The following is a 15,861-nucleotide window of genomic DNA, read 5'->3' as shown; positions in this document are numbered from 1 at the left end:
CTGTGTCGTCCGGAACCCTCTCAACCGGGCGGCCCAGCACCCTCGAGACGCAGAGCCGGTGTTCCCCACCTGGACCGAGCGCCTCACCCACACACAAGTCTGAAAGCGAGACACCACAACCGTGGCCGTCAAGATTCGTCTCAAGCGCCTGGGCAAGGTCCGGGTGCCGCAGTACCGCATCGTCGTCGTCGACTCGCGCAAGAAGCGCGACGGCGCCGTGATCGAGGAGATCGGCAAGTACCACCCCAAGGAGGACCCGTCGTACATCGACGTCGTCTCCGACCGGGCGCAGCACTGGCTGTCCGTCGGCGCGCAGCCGACCGAGGCCGTCGAGGCCATCCTCAAGGTCACGGGTGACTGGCAGAAGTTCAAGGGCCTCGACGGTGCCGAGGGCACCCTCAAGGTCAAGGAGCCGAAGCGCGACAAGCTCGAGATCTTCAACGAGGCACTCAAGGCCGGCGACGGTGAGGCCCCGAAGGCCGCCACCACGGTGAAGGCCGGCACGCCCGAGGCCAAGGCCGAGGTCGAGGCCATGGTCGAGAACCTCGCCGCCGAGGAGGAGGCCGCCGACGTGGCTGCCCTCGCCGACGCGCCCGAGTCCACCGAGGCCTGAGCCGATGCTGGCTGAGGCGCTGGAGCACCTCGTCCGCGGAGTGGTCGACCACCCCGACGACGTCGTGGTCCGCGACAAGCAGCTGCGCCGCGGCTCCGTGCTCGAGGTCCGGGTCCACCCCGACGACCTCGGCAAGGTGATCGGTCGCAGCGGTCGCACCGCGACCGCGTTCCGCACCGTCATCTCCGCCCTCGCGGGCAAGGACGGCGCGCGGGTCGACTTCGTCGACACCGACCGTCGCTGACTCGAAGCACCAGCAGCCAGCCCCGCACCTCGGTGCGGGGCTGGCTGCTTTTCAGGTCCAGGCCGGCTCGTCCCCGCCCCAGGGACGCGCGGGCCTGGGGTAGTCGTCGTACCCGGGGAGCGCGGGTGGGGCGGTGATGCGCGTGCCGTGCCGCACCACCGAGGTCGGTACGCCGGCGGGCGGGTGCTCCGGCACGCGACCGGGGGCGTCGAGCAGCCACTGGGCCGTGCGCGCGAGGGCCGCGGCGACGTCGCGCCCCTCGCCGTCGGCCGCCCGGTCGACCAGCGCGTCGACCACGCCGGCCGCCAGCAGGTAGCCCGAGGCGTGGTCGAGCGCCTGGACCGGAAGCGCTCCCGGGGAGCCGTCCCCCTCGATCATCGCGATGCCGCTCGCCGCCTGGACGATCGAGTCGAAGCCGCGCCGCAGCGCCCACGGGCCGTCGTCGCCCCAGGCGTTGATCCGCGCGTGCACGGCACCATCGGGCAGCCGCAGCCCGAAGGCCTCGATCGCGCCCGGCCGGTAACCGGTGACCAGCACGTCGGCCGCGTTGAGCAGCTCCTGGGCTGCCTCCCGCTGCGCGTGCAGGTCGAGGATCGCCGACCGCTTGCCCTGGCCGGTGTCGAGGTGCTGCCACTCGATCTCGGCCGGGTCCGGAGGGTCCACCCGCAGGACGTCGGCCCCCAGCAGGGCGAGCGTGCGCGTGCAGATGGGGCCGGCGAGCACCCGGGTCAGGTCGAGCACGCGGATCCCCGCGAGCGGCCGCGGACCGCCGGCGAGGGGGCGTCGCCGGCCGGACACGTCGCGGCGGCGCACGGAGAGCACCGGCGGCCCCACGGCCGCGCGCCCCATCGCGCTGGCTCGCCACTCCGCCTCGTCGCGGACACGGACCAGGATCGCGCCCGCATCCGCCGCTTCCTCCTCGAGGTCGGCGGCCGACCGCTCGCGGACGGCTGCGGCGACCGACTCCCGCTCGGGCGCTCGCAGGCCCAGGACCGCGGCGAGGCGGGCCGCGTGGTGCGGGTAGTTGCCATGCGTGCGCACCCAGCCGTCGGCGGCCTCGAAGAAGCCCGAGAGCGGGGCGAAGGCGTCGACCTGTCGACCGCCGTCGCGGAAGAGCCGGTCGCTGCCGAAAGAGGCCGCGAGCCGCTCGGGCTCCGGGGCCGCAGCCACCGCCTCGCTCGCTCCTGCGCGGACGGCGGCCGCTCCCACGGCGCGCACGGACATCTCCGCCAGGTCGAGGACCGGCAGGGTCGCGGCGAGCCAGGCCGACGTCATTCCCCGAGTCTCGCAGCCGTCGGGAAGAATGCCCGCCATGAGCACGGTGGAGGTCGTCGTCGGTCGGATCGGCAAGCCGCACGGCATCCGGGGTGAGGTGACCGTCGACGTGCGGTCCGACGAGCCCGACAAGAGGTACGCCGCCGGAGCGGTCCTGCTCGCCCAGGCACCCCGCGGTTCGGCCTTCCCGCACACCGCGCTGACCGTGAACCGCACCCGCTGGCACCAGGGCGTGCTCCTCGCGACCTTCGCCGAGCTGCCCGACCGCAACGCCGCCGAGGCCGCCCGCGGCGTGGTGCTGCGGGCGCGGGTCGACGAGACCGAGCGCCCCGAGGACCCCGAGGAGTTCTACGACCACCAGCTGATCGGGCTGGCGGCGTACGACACGGACGGGACGCACCTCGGCGAGGTCACCGGCCTCACCCACGGCGCCCAGGACCTGCTCCAGATCCGCACCCTCGACAAGAGGGACGTGCTGGTGCCGTTCGTCCACCAGCTCGTGCCCGAGGTCGACCTCGACGGCGGGCGCCTGGTCATCGCCGACCGCCCCGGCCTGGTGCACCCGCTGCCCGAGGAGGAGATCGAGGAGGTCGAGGAGTGAGGCTCGACTACCTCACGATCTTCCCCGACTACCTCGCCCCGCTGCGGCTCTCGCTGCCCGGCAAGGCGGTCGAGTCGGGCCTTCTCGACATCCACGTCCACGACCTGCGTCGGTGGACCCACGACCGGCACCACAAGACCGACGACACGCCGTACGGCGGCGGCGCCGGCATGGTGATGAAGCCCGAGCCGTTCGGTGAGGCCTTCGCCGAGCTGGGGGTCGACGAGCAGACGACGGTGATCTTCACGACGCCGTCCGGCGAGCCGATGACCCAGCGCCTCGCCGAGGAGCTCGCCACTCGCGACCGGCTGCTGTTCGCGTGCGGGCGCTACGAGGGCATCGACCAGCGGGTCATCGACCACGCCCGGGACGTCGCGGAGGTCCGCGAGATCAGCCTGGGCGACTACGTCCTCAACGGCGGCGAGGTGGCCGCGCTCGCCATCACCGAGGCCGTCGTGCGGCTCCTGCCGGGCTTCATGGGCAACGCCGCGTCCCTGGTGGAGGAGTCGCACAGCGCCTCCGGCCTGCTGGAGTACCCCGTCTACACCAAGCCCCGCACCTGGCAGGGCAGGGAGATCCCCGAGGTGCTGCTGTCCGGCGACCACGCCCGGATCGAGCAGTGGCGCCACGAGCAGTCGGTACGCCGTACCGCCGAGCGCCGTCCCGACCTGCTGGCCCCCTCCGTGCTGGACGACGGCACCCCCATCGTGCGCGCGACGCCCGCCGACGCGGCCGAGATCCTCACCCTGCAGCGCGCCTGCTGGGTGCAGGAGGCGCTGGCCAACGACCGGCTCGACATCCCCGCTCTGCACGAGTCGTACGACGACGTCCGCGCCTGGTTGGGGGAGTGGGACACCTACGTGGTGCGCCGGGCCGGACGGCTGGTCGGGGCGGCGCGCGGCCGGCTCGAGGGCAGGACCTGGGACATCGGCCGGATCATGGTCGCCCCGGACCTGCAGGGCACCGGCCTCGGCCGCCGGCTGCTCGAGCACATCCAGGAGGTCGCGCCCGCCGCGGCGACGTCGTACCAGCTATTCACGGGGGCGCTCAGCGAGCGCAACCAGCGGCTCTACCGGAAGGCCGGCTTCCGGCTCCGCCGCGGCGCGCACGCCCCGGACGGCGCGGTGGTGCTGACCAAACGGCGAGGCTAGGGAGCAGGTCGGGCCGGATCGGCGGTAGGTTTCGCTTCGTGTCCGCTGGTGGGGCGAAGCTGCAGCCGATCGCAGCTCTGTGCGCGGTTCTGATGATCATCTGGGGTGCGGTCGCGGTGGCGTCCGTCATCGCCCAGATCGAGATCAACCACAAGCTCGACCTCTGGCCGTCGACGCTCGACTCCTGGGCGGCGTGGTCGGTGCTGCTGAGCTTCGCGGCCGCGGTGGTCGGTGTCCTCGCCGTTCCCTGCGGGATCGCCGGTCTGCGCAGCCGCTCGGCGCTCCACCTGGGCGGTCTGGCCGTCCTGCTCTCGATCGCGGCGACGTTCGTCGCGCTCATCATCGACAACGTGAAGTTCCACGTGCCGTGGTTCGGGGACGGCCCCTCGCTGTGGCAGAACTACCGCTACGGGCTCACCTGGCACGACCTCCCGGCCGACATCGGCTTCCAGCGGTGGTGGTTCTTCGCCGAGTACCTGCTGCTCCCGCTCGCCGTCGTGGTCCTGCTGGCCTGGCTCCTGGCCCTGGCGACCGGCTCCGGGCGTCGGGCTCCGTCGAGCGGCCTCGGCTACGCCTACGTCGCCGCACCGCAGGCCGACTACCGCTACGTGGTGGCACCGGACGCCCCGGCGACCGCCGGTGCGGCCGGGGCCGGCACCGAGCCCGAGCGCGAGGCCCCGCCGCTCACCGAGCCGCGCGACGTGCCGGCGCCGCTCGGTACGGCGCCGGAGCCCGAGCCCGTCGAGGCGGCGCCCGCCGCCGACCCGGAGCCGGCGGCCGCCGACACCGCCGGCACCGCCGGCACCGCCGACACCGAGCCCGACGCCGCGCCTGCCGGCCGCCCCGCCGACCACGAGCGGGTCTGGTTCGTGACGGTCCAAGGCGCCGACCACGGCCCCTACAGCCGCACCCAGCTGCGGGCGTACGCCGACGAGGGTCGGCTGCACGACGGCACGATCACCCACCTGACCGGCGGCGAGAACCAGCGCCTGGCCGACGTGCTCGGGGACTGAGCGGCCGCTCGGATTTCCGCTCGGCGGCCGGGCTGTGGGAGGATCGCCTGTCGGCGTACGGACGCTTCTGCCACAGGGGAAATGCCGTTCGACGCCACCGCAATCGTTGAACACCGACAATCCGCGGCTGACCTGTGGCATCTGCGAGGAGACACCATGAGCATCCCGACCCCCTCGGCCGTGACCGAGCTCGGCAACGCCGCGAAGCGCACCGACATCCCGGACTTCCGCGCCGGTGACACCGTCAAGGTCCACGTCAAGGTCATCGAGGGCAGCCGGTCCCGTGTCCAGATCTTCCAGGGCATCGTGATCCGCGTCCACGGCAGCGGCATCGGCCGGACCTTCACGGTCCGCAAGGTCTCCTTCGGTGTGGGTGTCGAGCGGACCTTCCCGCTCCACTCGCCGATCTTCGAGCAGATCGAGGTCGTCACCCGCGGTGACGTGCGCCGAGCGAAGCTCTACTACCTGCGCAACCTCACCGGCAAGAAGGCCAAGATCAAGGAGCGTCGCGAGGCGTGAGCCTCGCACTGGTCACTCCTTGATCGGCGGAGCGAAGCGACGCCCGATCTGACCAGTGAGAGGCCTGAGCCTCTCAGCTCTCCGACGACGCCCCGACCCGCTGGGTCGGGGCGTCGTCGCTTTTCTGCCTACACTCGCCGCCATGGGAGTGGAGACCGGGCAGGCGCGTGCGCCGCGTGCCGGCTGGAGGGATCGCGTACGTCGCAGGAAGCTGCCTGTCTGGCAGGAGACGATCCTGCTGCTGGTGCTCGCCCTGGGGCTCGCGATCGTGGTCAAGGCGTTCTTCCTGCAGGCCTTCTACATCCCGTCGGCATCGATGGTCCCCGGGTTGCAGGGAGGTCCCGGCTACCCGCAGAACGACCGGGTGCTGGTCGAGAAGCCGTCGTACTGGTTCGGGCGCAGCCCGCAGCGCGGCGACGTGGTCGTGTTCTCCGACCCCGGCGGTTGGCTGCCGGCGAGCGAGGACGTCAGCCCGACCGGCGTCCAGGGTCTGCTGTCGAAGGTGGGTCTCTACCCGAGCGGCGGCCACCTCGTGAAGCGCGTCATCGCGCTCCCCGGCGACACCGTCCACTGCTGCACCCGACAGGGCGAGCTCGAGATCAACGGCACCCCGGTCGACGAGAGCGCGTTCCTCAACCAGGACCCCGGGCCCGGAGAGTGCGACGCGCCGCTGAGCCCGAGCCTGACGGCCCGCGGCACGCCGTTCGCGGCGCCCTGCGACTGGACGCTGGGCCCGATCCCGTCCGGTCAGCTGTTCGTGCTCGGCGACAACCGCTCCAACAGCGAGGACGGCCGTGCGCACCTGTGCAGGCCGGCAGACGAGGGCTGCGGCAACGTCCAGTTCGTCCCGGAGCGCGACGTCGTCGGCAAGGTGTTCGCACTGGTCTGGCCGAGGTCGCGCTGGACCTGGATCGGGCGGGCGCAGGCCTTCGCCGGCGTACCCGATCCCGCGGCCCGGTAGCGGGGATCCGACCGGCGTGCTCCTAGACTTCGGGGCGTGACGACCGACGACGCGCTGGGCCCCGACGAGGAGAGCCCGGGCGAACCGGCCGGCTCCACCACCGCCCAGCAGCCGCGTCACTCCCACAAGAAGCACCTGCCGGTCTGGCAGGAGAGCATCCTGCTGCTCGTGATCGCGCTGGGCCTGGCGATCGTCATCAAGGCGTTCTTCGTCCAGGCCTTCTACATCCCGTCGGCGTCGATGGAGCCGGGCCTGATCCAGAACGACCGGATCCTGGTCGAGAAGCCGTCGTACTGGTTCGCGGGCAGCCCGCAGCGCGGTGACGTCATCGTCTTCTCCGACCCCGGCAACTGGCTGGACCCCAGCGAGGACGCCGGCCCGACCGGGCTCGCCAGCCTGCTGGCGAAGATCGGGCTGTACCCGACCGGCGGCCACCTGGTGAAGCGGGTGATCGGTGTCCCGGGCGACACGATCCACTGCTGCAACGCCCGTGGCGAGCTCGAGATCAACGGCCAGGCCGTCGACGAGTCGTCGTTCATGAAGCAGGGCAGCACCGATCCCTGCGACGCCGCGCTCTTCGAAGGCACCGCGAAGAAGGGCACCGCCCTCGCGGGTCGCTGCGACTGGACGATCGGCCCGGTGCCCCAGGGCAAGCTGTTCGTGCTCGGGGACAACCGCGACAACTCGGCCGACTCCCGCGCCCACCTGTGCAACCCCGCCGAGGACCCCTGCACGAAGAGCCCCTGGGTCCCGGAGGACTCCGTGGTGGGCAAGGTGTTCGCGCTGGTCTGGCCGAAGTCCCGGTGGACCTGGATCGGCCGCCCCGCCGCGTTCAAGGACGTCCCGGACGCATCATGAGCGTGGCGCCGTCGTTGCGGGTCGAGCGGCAGCTGCTGCGCGACGGCCGCACCCTCGTCGCGGGGGTCGACGAGGTCGGCCGCGGCGCGCTGTGCGGCCCGGTCACCGTCGCCGTGGTGACGGTCGACCTCGCCACCCGCACGGCGCCGCAGGGGGTGCGCGACAGCAAGCTGCTCAGTGCCGACGTACGCCGGCGGCTGGCCCCGCGGATCCGGCGGTGGGCGGCGTCGTACGGCGTCGGGCACGCCAGCTCGCTGGAGATCGACGAGTTCGGGATCATGACCGCGATGCGGATGGCGGGACACCGCGCCCTGGCGCAGCTCGCCGTCCGTCCTGACCTGGTGCTGCTGGACGGCAACCACGACTACCTCTCGCCGCCGGAGCAGGACACCCTGCTGCCGCCGCCGGACCTGCTCGCCGACTTCCCGCCGGTGCGCACGATGATCAAGGCCGACCTGCGGTGCGCAGCCGTCGCCGCGGCGAGCATCCTGGCCAAGACCGCCCGTGACGAGATCATGGTCGGGATGGCGGCCGACCACCCGGCGTACGGCTGGGCGGACAACAAGGGCTACTCGGCGCCCGAGCACATCGCGGCGCTCGCCGAGCTCGGCCCGACCTGCCACCACCGCACGTCGTGGTCCCTTCCTGGGGTGCAGCCCGTCGAACCACTAGGCTCGCCCGCATGAGTGCCGAGGACCTCGAGAAGTACGAGACCGAGCAGGAGCTCAACCTCTACCGCGAGTACCGCGACGTCATCGGCATCTTCAAGTACGTCGTCGAGACCGACCGGCGCTTCTACCTCTGCAACTCCGTCGACGTGAAGGCCCGCTCGGAGAACGGCGACGTCTTCTTCGAGGTGACGATCAACGACGCCTGGGTCTGGGACATCTACCGACCGGCCCGCTTCGCCAAGAACGTCAAGGTGCTGACGTTCAAGGACGTCAACGTCGAGGAGCTCGCGAACTCCGACTTCGAGCCCCCGAAGGCCTGAGCCTCCTCCGTTCGTCCGACCGCTGCAGGACGTCGGTCCTGTATCCGCAGGACGGTGGGTCCTGACTTGCCCGGCTGCCCTGTCCCGACCTCCCGGGCCGACCTACCGTCGTCGGCGGGGAAGGCGCAGGGAGGACTTCGGTGCTCAAGGAGGAGCGAGGCGCCGTCGCGGTCGTGGCGGCGTTCGGACTGGTGATCGTCATGGCCGTCGCGGCGACGGTCATGGACATCGGCACGCTGCGTGTCGCCCGCACGGACATGCAGAGCCTGGCCGACGTCGTCGCCCTCGACCTGGTGCGCGACCTCGACGGGCGCAGCGTCGCCCAGCTGCAGCCGGTCGTGAACGCCGACGCCGTGGCCTCCATCGCCCGCAACACCACGACCGTCGGGACCCGGCCGACCGCGACGGTCCAGCTCGGAACGACGTCCTCCGGCGGGCAGTTCGTCCTCCTGACGACCGGCTCGCCGACCGCCGTACGGGTCAGCGTGGGGACGAACGTCTCCTTCGCCTTCGCCGGCATCATCGGCTCGCACGGCGGATCGACCAGTCGCGCCGCCATCGCGAACACGTCCTCCAACGCGTGCTTCCGGCTCGGGTCCTTCGCGGCCTCGCTGCGCACCGGTGACAGCACGATCGCCAGGGTCTTCGAGAGCATGCTCGGCAGCAGCAGCGCGCTCGGCATCAGCATGAACTCGGTCGGCTACATGGGCCTGATCAACTCGAGCATCAACCTGGACGCGCTCGCCGCCCAGATGGGCGTCGGGACACCCGAGGCGCTGGTCGAGCAGGGCAACGTGTCGGTGAAGAACCTGTTCGCCGCGAGCGCCCGGGTGCTGAACGCCAAGGGCGACACCAGTGCCGGTGCGGTCATGGGCCAGATCGCCGCCAAGGTGTCCGCGACCGTCGTCGCGAACATCGGCAACATCCTGAGCGTCGGGAACGGCCAGGGAGCCGGTGCCGCGATCAACGCCGTCGACCTGCTCGGCGGCGCCGCCCTCGGTGCGGCGCTCATCGCCAACATCGCCGACCACAACAACCTGCTGCACACGGGGGTCGTCTGGAGCGCCCCGCACGCCTCCAACGGCGACATCGCGCTGACCGTCATCGAGGCGCCGAAGCAGGGTTGCGGGCTGCCCGGCACGGCGACCGCGTCGACCGGTCAGGTGCAGCTGATCACCTCGATCGGGTTCAACCTCCCCAACAGCGTGGCCGGGCTGTCCGACAGCAACGCCACCGACCCCACGACCAAGCAGGCGTCCATCGCCGTCGACGGGGAGCTCGGCGGCGCCTCCGGCACGTTGACCGGGATGACCTGCTCCTCGAGCCTGACCGAGACCCGCGTCCGGGTCAGCACCCGGTTCACCAAGCTGGCGGTCACCCTCCCGTTCCAGCTCAACGGCACGATCAGCGCCACCGGCATCGTGCCGGCCGCCCTGGTGCCGCCGGTGCTCAAGACCGCGGCGAACCTCCAGGTCCAGCTGCACCTCGCGATGAAGGCGTCGTCGTACGTCGAGACGGCCGCCCAGGGCGGCACCCAGGACACGCTGTACGACGTCCCGCCGCACAACTACAACGACCCTCAGCCCAGCCCGGGGTCCTCGTCCTCCTACCTCGGCCTCGCCGCTCCGAACGTGTCGGTCGACCTCGCGAACAGCTCGGCCACGCTCGTGGCGAAGGTCGCCGGCGTCAACGTCACCGCCGCCGTGGACATCACGAAGCTCGACCTCAGCTCGATCATCACGGCCGCGACGTCCAGCGTCATCGGCACCTCCCTGGTCGAGGTCGTGGGCAACCTGAACAGCGCGCTGACGCCGGTCGCGCAGCTGCTCGGCATCCGCTTCGCGGGCGCTGACCTGTTCGGCGTACCCACTCCGACCTGCAGCAGGCCACGCCTGGTCGGCTGAACCGGCGGGTCCCTAGCCCGTTCGGACTAGGACCTTCGGCCCGACCGTCTGAAATGTGCTGCAGACCGTTACCCGGCGCCTGTCGGCGGATCTACGATCCCCCCAGTGCGCCGTGGGTAGGGGGCGCCGGGGAGCGGAAGAGAGCGGGGGATTGCCATGGCGCGATCGAGGTGTGCGTCGGTACGTCGCCGTGAGGACGACCGCGGCGCGTCGGCGGTCGAGTTCGCACTCGTCGTGCCGTTCCTGCTGCTCATCATCTTCGGCATCATCGCCTTCGGCATGATGCTCTCGTTCCGCCAGACCATGAGCCAGGCGGCGACCGAGGGAGCCCGCGCCGGGGCCCTGTCGTCGGGTGCGTCCTCGACGGTCCGCGGCACCGACGCCACGAACGCGGCCAGCAGCGCGCTCGGCGCGCTGAAGGTCGGCGGCGTGGCGCTGTCCTGCGGAGCCTCGAACGTCACCTGCACCTACACCGAGGCGCCCTGCTCGAACGACGCCACGCACACCTGCTCCACGCTGACCGTCAGCTACCCCTACCGGGCGCACCCGATGCTGTCCCTGCCGTTCGTCAACATGGTGATGCCGTCGACGCTGGCCTACTCGGCGACGGCGCGGGAGAACTGAGGTGCGTCGCATCGGCGACCGGCTGCGTCGGTTCCGCCGTCGTGACGAGCGCGGCGCGGTTGCGGTGCTCGTCGGCCTGATGATGGTCCTGGTCCTGGGCGCGGCCGCGTTCACGGTCGACATCGGGCAGCAGCGGGTCGGCCGCGCGGACATGCAGTCGCTCGCCGACGTCGTCGCCATGGACCTCGCGCGCGAGCTGAACGGTCGCAGCTACGCCACCCTGAACCCGATGATGGCGGGGCTCGCGGCCAAGAGCGAGGCCCGCAACCAGAGCGTGATCGGGTACGGCAACCACCTGCCGGTCCTCACCGTCACCCTCGGCACCTGGAACGCCGCGTCCACGCCGCACTTCACCGCGATCACCTCCGGCGTCCCGACAGCGGTGAAGGTCGATGCGCAGACCACCGTGGGATTCGCCTTCGGCGGCATCACCGGCACGAGCTCGGGCAACGCCAACCGCACGGCGTACGGAACGGCGTCGAACACGGCCTGCGTCAAGGTCGGCTCCTACGCCGCCCGCATCACGTCGTCGAACTCACCGATCCTCAACGCCGTGGTCAACAAGGCGCTCGGTGGCAACCTGAACCTGGACGCCGTCAGCTACCAGGGGCTGGCCAGCGCCAACGTCAGCCTCCTCGGGCTCGCCACCCAGCTCGGGCTCGGAACCGTCGACCAGCTGCTGAGGACCAGCGTCAGCCTGAAGAGTGTCTACCTCGCCTCAGCCCAGGTGCTCCAGCAGTCCGGCAACACCGCCGCGGCTTCGGTCCTCAACACCGTCGCGGCCAGCATCACGGTGGCGCACAACATCACGCTCGGCAGCCTGGTCAGCGCGGCCTCGGGATCCGGCGCCGCCGAGACGGCCAGCGTGGACGCCCTCGGGCTGCTGCAGGCGTCCGCTGCGATCGCGAACGGAAGCACCGGGGTGGACATCCCGAGCCTCTCCGCCAACCTGGGACTGGTCAGCGCGACCGGGAAGCTCACGCTGATCCAGGCCCCGCAGGTCGGCTGCGGCGCCGCGGGGTCTCCGGAGGCCAGGGCCAGCACGGCTCAGGCGACCGTCTCGGTGGCGGCGACGGTCCCGAGCACCACTGCCGGGTTGACCGGGCTCACCGTCGGAGGGAGCACCACCGTCACGCTCAACGCCGCCAGCGCCAAGGCGGCCCTGAACGGAGTCACCTGCGGCGCCGGCACCGTCGCCAACCCCAGCGGCGACACGATCGGGGCCACGAGCGCGCTGGTCGGCGCATCGGTCGGCCAGACGCTCTCGATCAGCGGCAGCATCACCGACAGCGGAGCGCTCGGTTCGCTCCTCAGCGGTCTGCTCGGCCTGCTGGGCAGCGTCGTGAAGGTGACGGTGACGGGCACCGTGCAGATCGCCGCCAGCACGACCGACCCGGCGACGACCAAGACGGTCACGCCGCAGTTCCCGCCGAACCCCCTCGATCCCGGCAAGTGGAGCACGGCCACCGACACGGGGTCGGGTGATCTCGGGCTCAACACCACCAACACGACCGTCACGTGGACCACGCCGCTGACGATCCACGCCTACACGGGCATCCTCGGCCTGTCGCTGACCGAGACCACGCTCAGCCTCGCCCAGGTCACCACGCTCACCTCGAACCTGGTGAGCTCGCTGACCAACCAGGTGCTCGGCCCCGTCCTCACCAAGGCCAACACGACGCTGCTGCAGCCGGTCGAGGGACTGCTCGGGCTGAGCCTGGGCGGTGCCGACGTCTTCGGCAACGCCCCGACGTGCGGGAAGCCGAAGCTGGTCGGCTGACCTCACCGGTCACACCTGCCCCACCCCGAGCCGCTCGACGCGGTGGCTCCTGTGGACGACGCAGCGCCTCCACAGGCCGCCGCTGCACCTCCCGCCGCTGTCGGCACCCCTGACCAGGGTGGTCCGCAGGAGGTGGGTCATGACGGACATGGCAGTGACATCCCAGCCGCACCGCGCGACCGCGGCGTCGCGCAAGGCACTGGGGGAGTACGGCGAGGAGGTGGCCGCGCGCTACCTGCACGGACTCGGCTACGCGGTGCTGGAACGCAACTGGCGCTGCGAGATCGGCGAGGTCGACCTGGTCTGCCGCGACGGCAGCACGCTGGTCGTGTGCGAGGTCAAGACGCGCAGCAGCACGATCGCCGGCACTCCCCACGAGGCGGTGACCGACGCCAAGCTGGCCCGGCTCAAGCGGCTCGGCGAGAGGTGGGCGCGCGACCGTGGCATCCGGCCCGACGGCATCCGGATCGACCTCGTGGCGGTGTTGCGCCCGCGGCGCGGGCCGGCGCAGGTCGACCACGTCCGCGGGCTGCTCTGATGTCGACCGCCACGGCCCACACGGTCACCCTGCGCGGCGCGCTGGGGCACCTCGTCGACGTGGAGGTGGACGTCTCCTCGGGGCATGCCGGGATCACCCTCGTCGGGCGGGCAGAGGCATCGCTCCGCGAGGGGCCGGAGCGGGTGCGGATGGCGATCCTGAACTCGGGGCTCGACTGGCCCGCCAGCTACCGCACGACGATCCTGCTCTCGCCCGCCGACCTGCCCAAGGCCGGCACCCACGTCGACCTCGCGATCGCCGTCGCCGTGCTCGCGGCCTCGGGGCAGGTGGATGGTGACGGCCTGCTCGGCACGGCCTTCGTCGGCGAGCTGAGCCTGTCCGGCGGTCTTCGGTCCGCGTCTGGGGTGCTGCCGATGGTCATGGCGGCCGCCGAGCGCGGGATCCGCCGGGTGATCGTGCCGGAGCCGCAGGCCCGCGAGGCCGAGATGGTGCCGGGCATGACCGTGATCGGCGTCCGGTCCTTGGCGCAGGTCGTCGCGGTGCTCAAGGGCGACCCGATCCCGGTCGCGCCGCCGGTGGCGGGTGCCTCGGGCGCGCACCTGTTGGCCTGGCGCGGCGACACCCGTCTCGACGAGCTCGACCTCGCCGACCTGTCGGGGATGGACGAGGAGAAGTACGCGCTGGAGATCGCGGCCGCGGGCGGCCACCCGCTGATGCTCGACGGCCCGAAGGGCGTCGGCAAGACCAGCCTGGTCGAGCGGCTGCCGACGATCCTCCCCGAGCTGCTGTCGGAGGAGTCGCTCGAGCTCACCGCGATCCACTCGCTCGCCGGGACCCTGGATCCGGCCGGCGGCCTGCTCACCCGCCCGCCGTACTCCGCGCCGCACCACGACGCGAGCAAGGCGAGCCTGATCGGCGGCGGGAACGGCAGCGTGCAGCCCGGCGAGCTGTCCAAGTGCCACGGGGGCGTGCTGTTCATGGACGAGTTCCCCCTGTTCCGGGCCGACGTCATCGACGCGCTGCGACAACCGCTGGAGACCGGCGAGATCACGGTCGCCCGCCGGGAGGAGTCGGTCACGCTGCCGGCGCGGTGCCTGCTGGTCATCGCGGCCAACCCGTGCCCGTGCGGCGACTACTCGAGCGTCCGCGATCACAACAAGTGCACCTGCGACGCGGCGTTGCGACGCACCTACCGACGCAAGTTCTCCGGGCCGATCGTCGACCGCTTCGACATCGTCCGCCACCTGCGTCCGCAGACCCGGATGCCGGAGGACCCGTTCGATGCCGCCGAGACGTCGGCCGAGGTGGCGGCCCGGGTCGCACAGGCCAGGCGCCGCCAGCTCGCCCGCTTCTCCGGTCTCGGGTGGCGGCTGAACAGCCAGATCCCCGGCCCGCGGCTCAAGGACGACTGGGCCGTCACGCCGGCCGCGCAGAAGGTGGTCGACACGGCGACGTACGGCGGCAGCCTGAGTGCCCGCGGCGGCGTCCGCGTCCTGCGCCTGGCGTGGACCGTCGCGGACCTGACCTCGGTGCAGGAAGGTCGCGACATCCGGCCGGGGACGGCCGAGGTCGACATCGCGATGCGGCTGCGCGTCGGCAAGCCGCTGCCCTCACGCGTCCTGCACCGAGTGCCGGCCTCCGAGATGGAGGAGGTCGGGTGAGCGCCTCCGACGCCGAACGGGTGGCACGGGCGACCCTGAGCCTCATCCTGGAACCGGGGGACTGGCGCTCGCTCAGCGTGGTTGCCGATGCAGGAGCCCAGCTCCTGGTCGAGGGCATCGCCGACGAGGAGCGCTACCCGCAGTTCGAGGCCGCACGTGCGCGCCTGGTCGGAGCCGACGGCGCCGCGGAGCTGGAGCGGGCCCAGGCACACGGGATCCGCTTCGTCGTGCCCGGTGACGACGAGTGGCCCGCGCAGCTCGACGACCTCGGTGACGCCGAGCCCGTGCAGCTGCGCGGGGGAGTGCCGATCGGCCTGTGGGTGTCCGGGCCGTTGCGGTTGGACCAGCTGTCGGCGTCGGTGTCCGTCGTGGGCTCTCGTGACTCGACCGCCTACGGCGAGCAGATCGCGGTCGACATCACCTCCGGAATCGGACGGGCAGGGCTCACGACGATCTCCGGAGCCGCGATCGGCATCGACTACGCCGCCCACCGCGGCGCCGCCTCGGTCGGCGCACCGACCGTGGCGGTGCTCGCGTGCGGCGTCGATCGTGACTACCCGGTCCGGCACGCCGAGATGCTCCGCCGCCTCCGGGCCGAGCACGCGGTCGTGTCCGAGGTGCCGATGGGCGGTGCGCCACAACGCATCCGGTTCCTGGCTCGCAACCGGCTCATCGCGGCTCTGTCGCGGGGAACGGTCGTCGTCGAGGCCGCGGCCCGCAGCGGGGCGCTCAACACCATGAACTGGGCGCAGCGGTTGCAGCGGATCGCGATGGGCGTACCCGGCCCGGTCACCAGCGTCGCGTCGCTCGGTGTCCACCACCAGCTCCGCTCCGGTGGAGCCGCCCTCGTCACCTGCGCGTCGGACGTGCTCGAGCTGGTGGGCGACATGGGCACGAACCTGACCGAGTTCCCGCGCGGCCCCGACGACGAGCGCGACCTCCTCGAGCTGCGCGACCGGCAGATCCTCGACGCGGTCCCTGTCTACCGGGCCGTGGCCGCGGAGTCGATCGCGCGGTTGGCCTGCGTCGAGCTGACCGAGGTGCTGGCCGCCCTGCCGGCGCTGGAGGAGTCCGGCCACGTCGAGCGCGACGCCGGCGGCTGGAGACTCGCCGAGTCGGCCCGACGCTGATCGCGACCGGGCGAGCGGCCTACGATGCAGATGTGAC

At 71.9% G+C, this 15,861-nt stretch carries 17 protein-coding genes and 1 pseudogene; 17 read left to right on the top strand and 1 reads right to left on the bottom strand.

Features of this window, described 5'->3' with window-relative positions; all coding sequences use genetic code 11:
- The first annotated feature begins 121 nt into the window (after positions 1-121).
- The gene (gene rpsP / locus ACYVAQ_RS16760) at positions 122-613 is read left to right on the top strand and encodes a 30S ribosomal protein S16 (RefSeq protein WP_460791550.1); all 492 of its coding nucleotides are present in this window, start codon (positions 122-124) and stop codon (positions 611-613) included.
- A gap of 4 nt (positions 614-617) precedes the next feature.
- Positions 618-857: an RNA-binding protein gene (locus ACYVAQ_RS16755; protein ID WP_460791549.1), complete on the top strand. Its 240-nt coding sequence runs from the start codon at positions 618-620 to the stop codon at positions 855-857.
- A gap of 51 nt (positions 858-908) precedes the next feature.
- On the opposite strand, the gene ACYVAQ_RS16750 is transcribed toward ACYVAQ_RS16755, so the two are convergent.
- A complete protein-coding gene (locus ACYVAQ_RS16750; RefSeq protein WP_460791548.1) occupies positions 909-2,132 on the bottom strand; it encodes a CoA transferase in 1,224 nt (407 codons plus the stop codon).
- A gap of 37 nt (positions 2,133-2,169) precedes the next feature.
- Here ACYVAQ_RS16750 and rimM point away from each other — a divergent pair, with 37 nt between their 5' ends.
- The 15 genes and pseudogenes from rimM (at position 2,170) to ACYVAQ_RS16675 (ending at position 15,824) form a co-directional block, all read left to right on the top strand.
- Entirely contained in the window at positions 2,170-2,733 is a 564-nt protein-coding gene (rimM, locus tag ACYVAQ_RS16745) for a ribosome maturation factor RimM (RefSeq protein ID WP_460791547.1), read from the top strand.
- Positions 2,730-3,404 (top strand): annotated as a pseudogene (gene trmD, locus ACYVAQ_RS16740) (tRNA (guanosine(37)-N1)-methyltransferase TrmD); the annotation flags it as partial. The gene rimM and the pseudogene trmD, both read left to right, overlap by 4 nt.
- A 12-nt stretch (positions 3,405-3,416) precedes the next feature.
- A complete protein-coding gene (locus ACYVAQ_RS16735; RefSeq protein ID WP_460791624.1) occupies positions 3,417-3,884 on the top strand; it encodes a GNAT family N-acetyltransferase in 468 nt (155 codons plus the stop codon).
- Between the two features lie 38 nt (positions 3,885-3,922).
- Positions 3,923-4,897: a hypothetical protein gene (locus ACYVAQ_RS16730; RefSeq protein WP_460791546.1), complete on the top strand. Its 975-nt coding sequence runs from the start codon at positions 3,923-3,925 to the stop codon at positions 4,895-4,897.
- A gap of 156 nt (positions 4,898-5,053) precedes the next feature.
- Positions 5,054-5,416, top strand: coding sequence for a 50S ribosomal protein L19 (rplS, locus tag ACYVAQ_RS16725; RefSeq protein WP_460791545.1), 363 nt, complete (start codon positions 5,054-5,056; stop codon positions 5,414-5,416).
- Positions 5,417-5,558: 142 nt separating this feature from the next.
- Positions 5,559-6,377 carry a signal peptidase I gene (gene lepB / locus ACYVAQ_RS16720; protein WP_460791544.1) on the top strand — a complete coding sequence of 273 codons (819 nt, stop codon included), beginning with the start codon at positions 5,559-5,561 and terminating at the stop codon, positions 6,375-6,377.
- A 36-nt stretch (positions 6,378-6,413) separates the two neighbouring features.
- Positions 6,414-7,235, top strand: a complete 822-nt coding sequence (gene lepB, locus ACYVAQ_RS16715; RefSeq protein WP_460791543.1) for a signal peptidase I — start codon at positions 6,414-6,416, stop codon at positions 7,233-7,235.
- Positions 7,232-7,921: a ribonuclease HII gene (locus ACYVAQ_RS16710; RefSeq protein ID WP_460791542.1), complete on the top strand. Its 690-nt coding sequence runs from the start codon at positions 7,232-7,234 to the stop codon at positions 7,919-7,921. The genes lepB (ACYVAQ_RS16715) and ACYVAQ_RS16710 overlap by 4 nt, the downstream gene beginning before the upstream one ends.
- Positions 7,918-8,226, top strand: coding sequence for a DUF2469 domain-containing protein (locus ACYVAQ_RS16705; protein WP_460791541.1), 309 nt, complete (start codon positions 7,918-7,920; stop codon positions 8,224-8,226). The genes ACYVAQ_RS16710 and ACYVAQ_RS16705 overlap by 4 nt, the downstream gene beginning before the upstream one ends.
- Positions 8,227-8,366: 140 nt before the next feature.
- Positions 8,367-10,130 (top strand): pilus assembly protein TadG-related protein, encoded by a 1,764-nt coding sequence (locus ACYVAQ_RS16700; RefSeq protein WP_460791540.1) that lies wholly within the window; start codon positions 8,367-8,369, stop codon positions 10,128-10,130.
- A 156-nt stretch (positions 10,131-10,286) separates the two neighbouring features.
- Positions 10,287-10,754, top strand: a complete 468-nt coding sequence (locus ACYVAQ_RS16695; RefSeq protein ID WP_460791539.1) for a TadE/TadG family type IV pilus assembly protein — start codon at positions 10,287-10,289, stop codon at positions 10,752-10,754.
- A 1-nt stretch (position 10,755) separates the two neighbouring features.
- On the top strand, positions 10,756-12,534 hold the full coding sequence (locus tag ACYVAQ_RS16690; RefSeq protein WP_460791538.1) for a hypothetical protein: 1,779 nt from the start codon (positions 10,756-10,758) through the stop codon (positions 12,532-12,534).
- Between the two features lie 139 nt (positions 12,535-12,673).
- Positions 12,674-13,072, top strand: coding sequence for a YraN family protein (locus ACYVAQ_RS16685; protein WP_460791537.1), 399 nt, complete (start codon positions 12,674-12,676; stop codon positions 13,070-13,072).
- Complete coding sequence (locus ACYVAQ_RS16680) at positions 13,072-14,694, top strand: YifB family Mg chelatase-like AAA ATPase (RefSeq protein ID WP_460791536.1); 1,623 nt, start codon at positions 13,072-13,074, stop codon at positions 14,692-14,694. The genes ACYVAQ_RS16685 and ACYVAQ_RS16680 overlap by 1 nt, the downstream gene beginning before the upstream one ends.
- The gene (locus tag ACYVAQ_RS16675) at positions 14,691-15,824 is read left to right on the top strand and encodes a DNA-processing protein DprA (protein WP_460791535.1); all 1,134 of its coding nucleotides are present in this window, start codon (positions 14,691-14,693) and stop codon (positions 15,822-15,824) included. Before ACYVAQ_RS16680 ends, ACYVAQ_RS16675 begins: the two co-directional genes overlap by 4 nt.
- The last annotated feature ends 37 nt before the right edge of the window (positions 15,825-15,861 follow it).

It is taken from the genome of Nocardioides maradonensis (assembly GCF_054777115.1).
The sequence above is the reverse complement of the archived record's forward strand: the minus strand, read 5'-3'. Positions and strand labels throughout refer to the sequence as shown.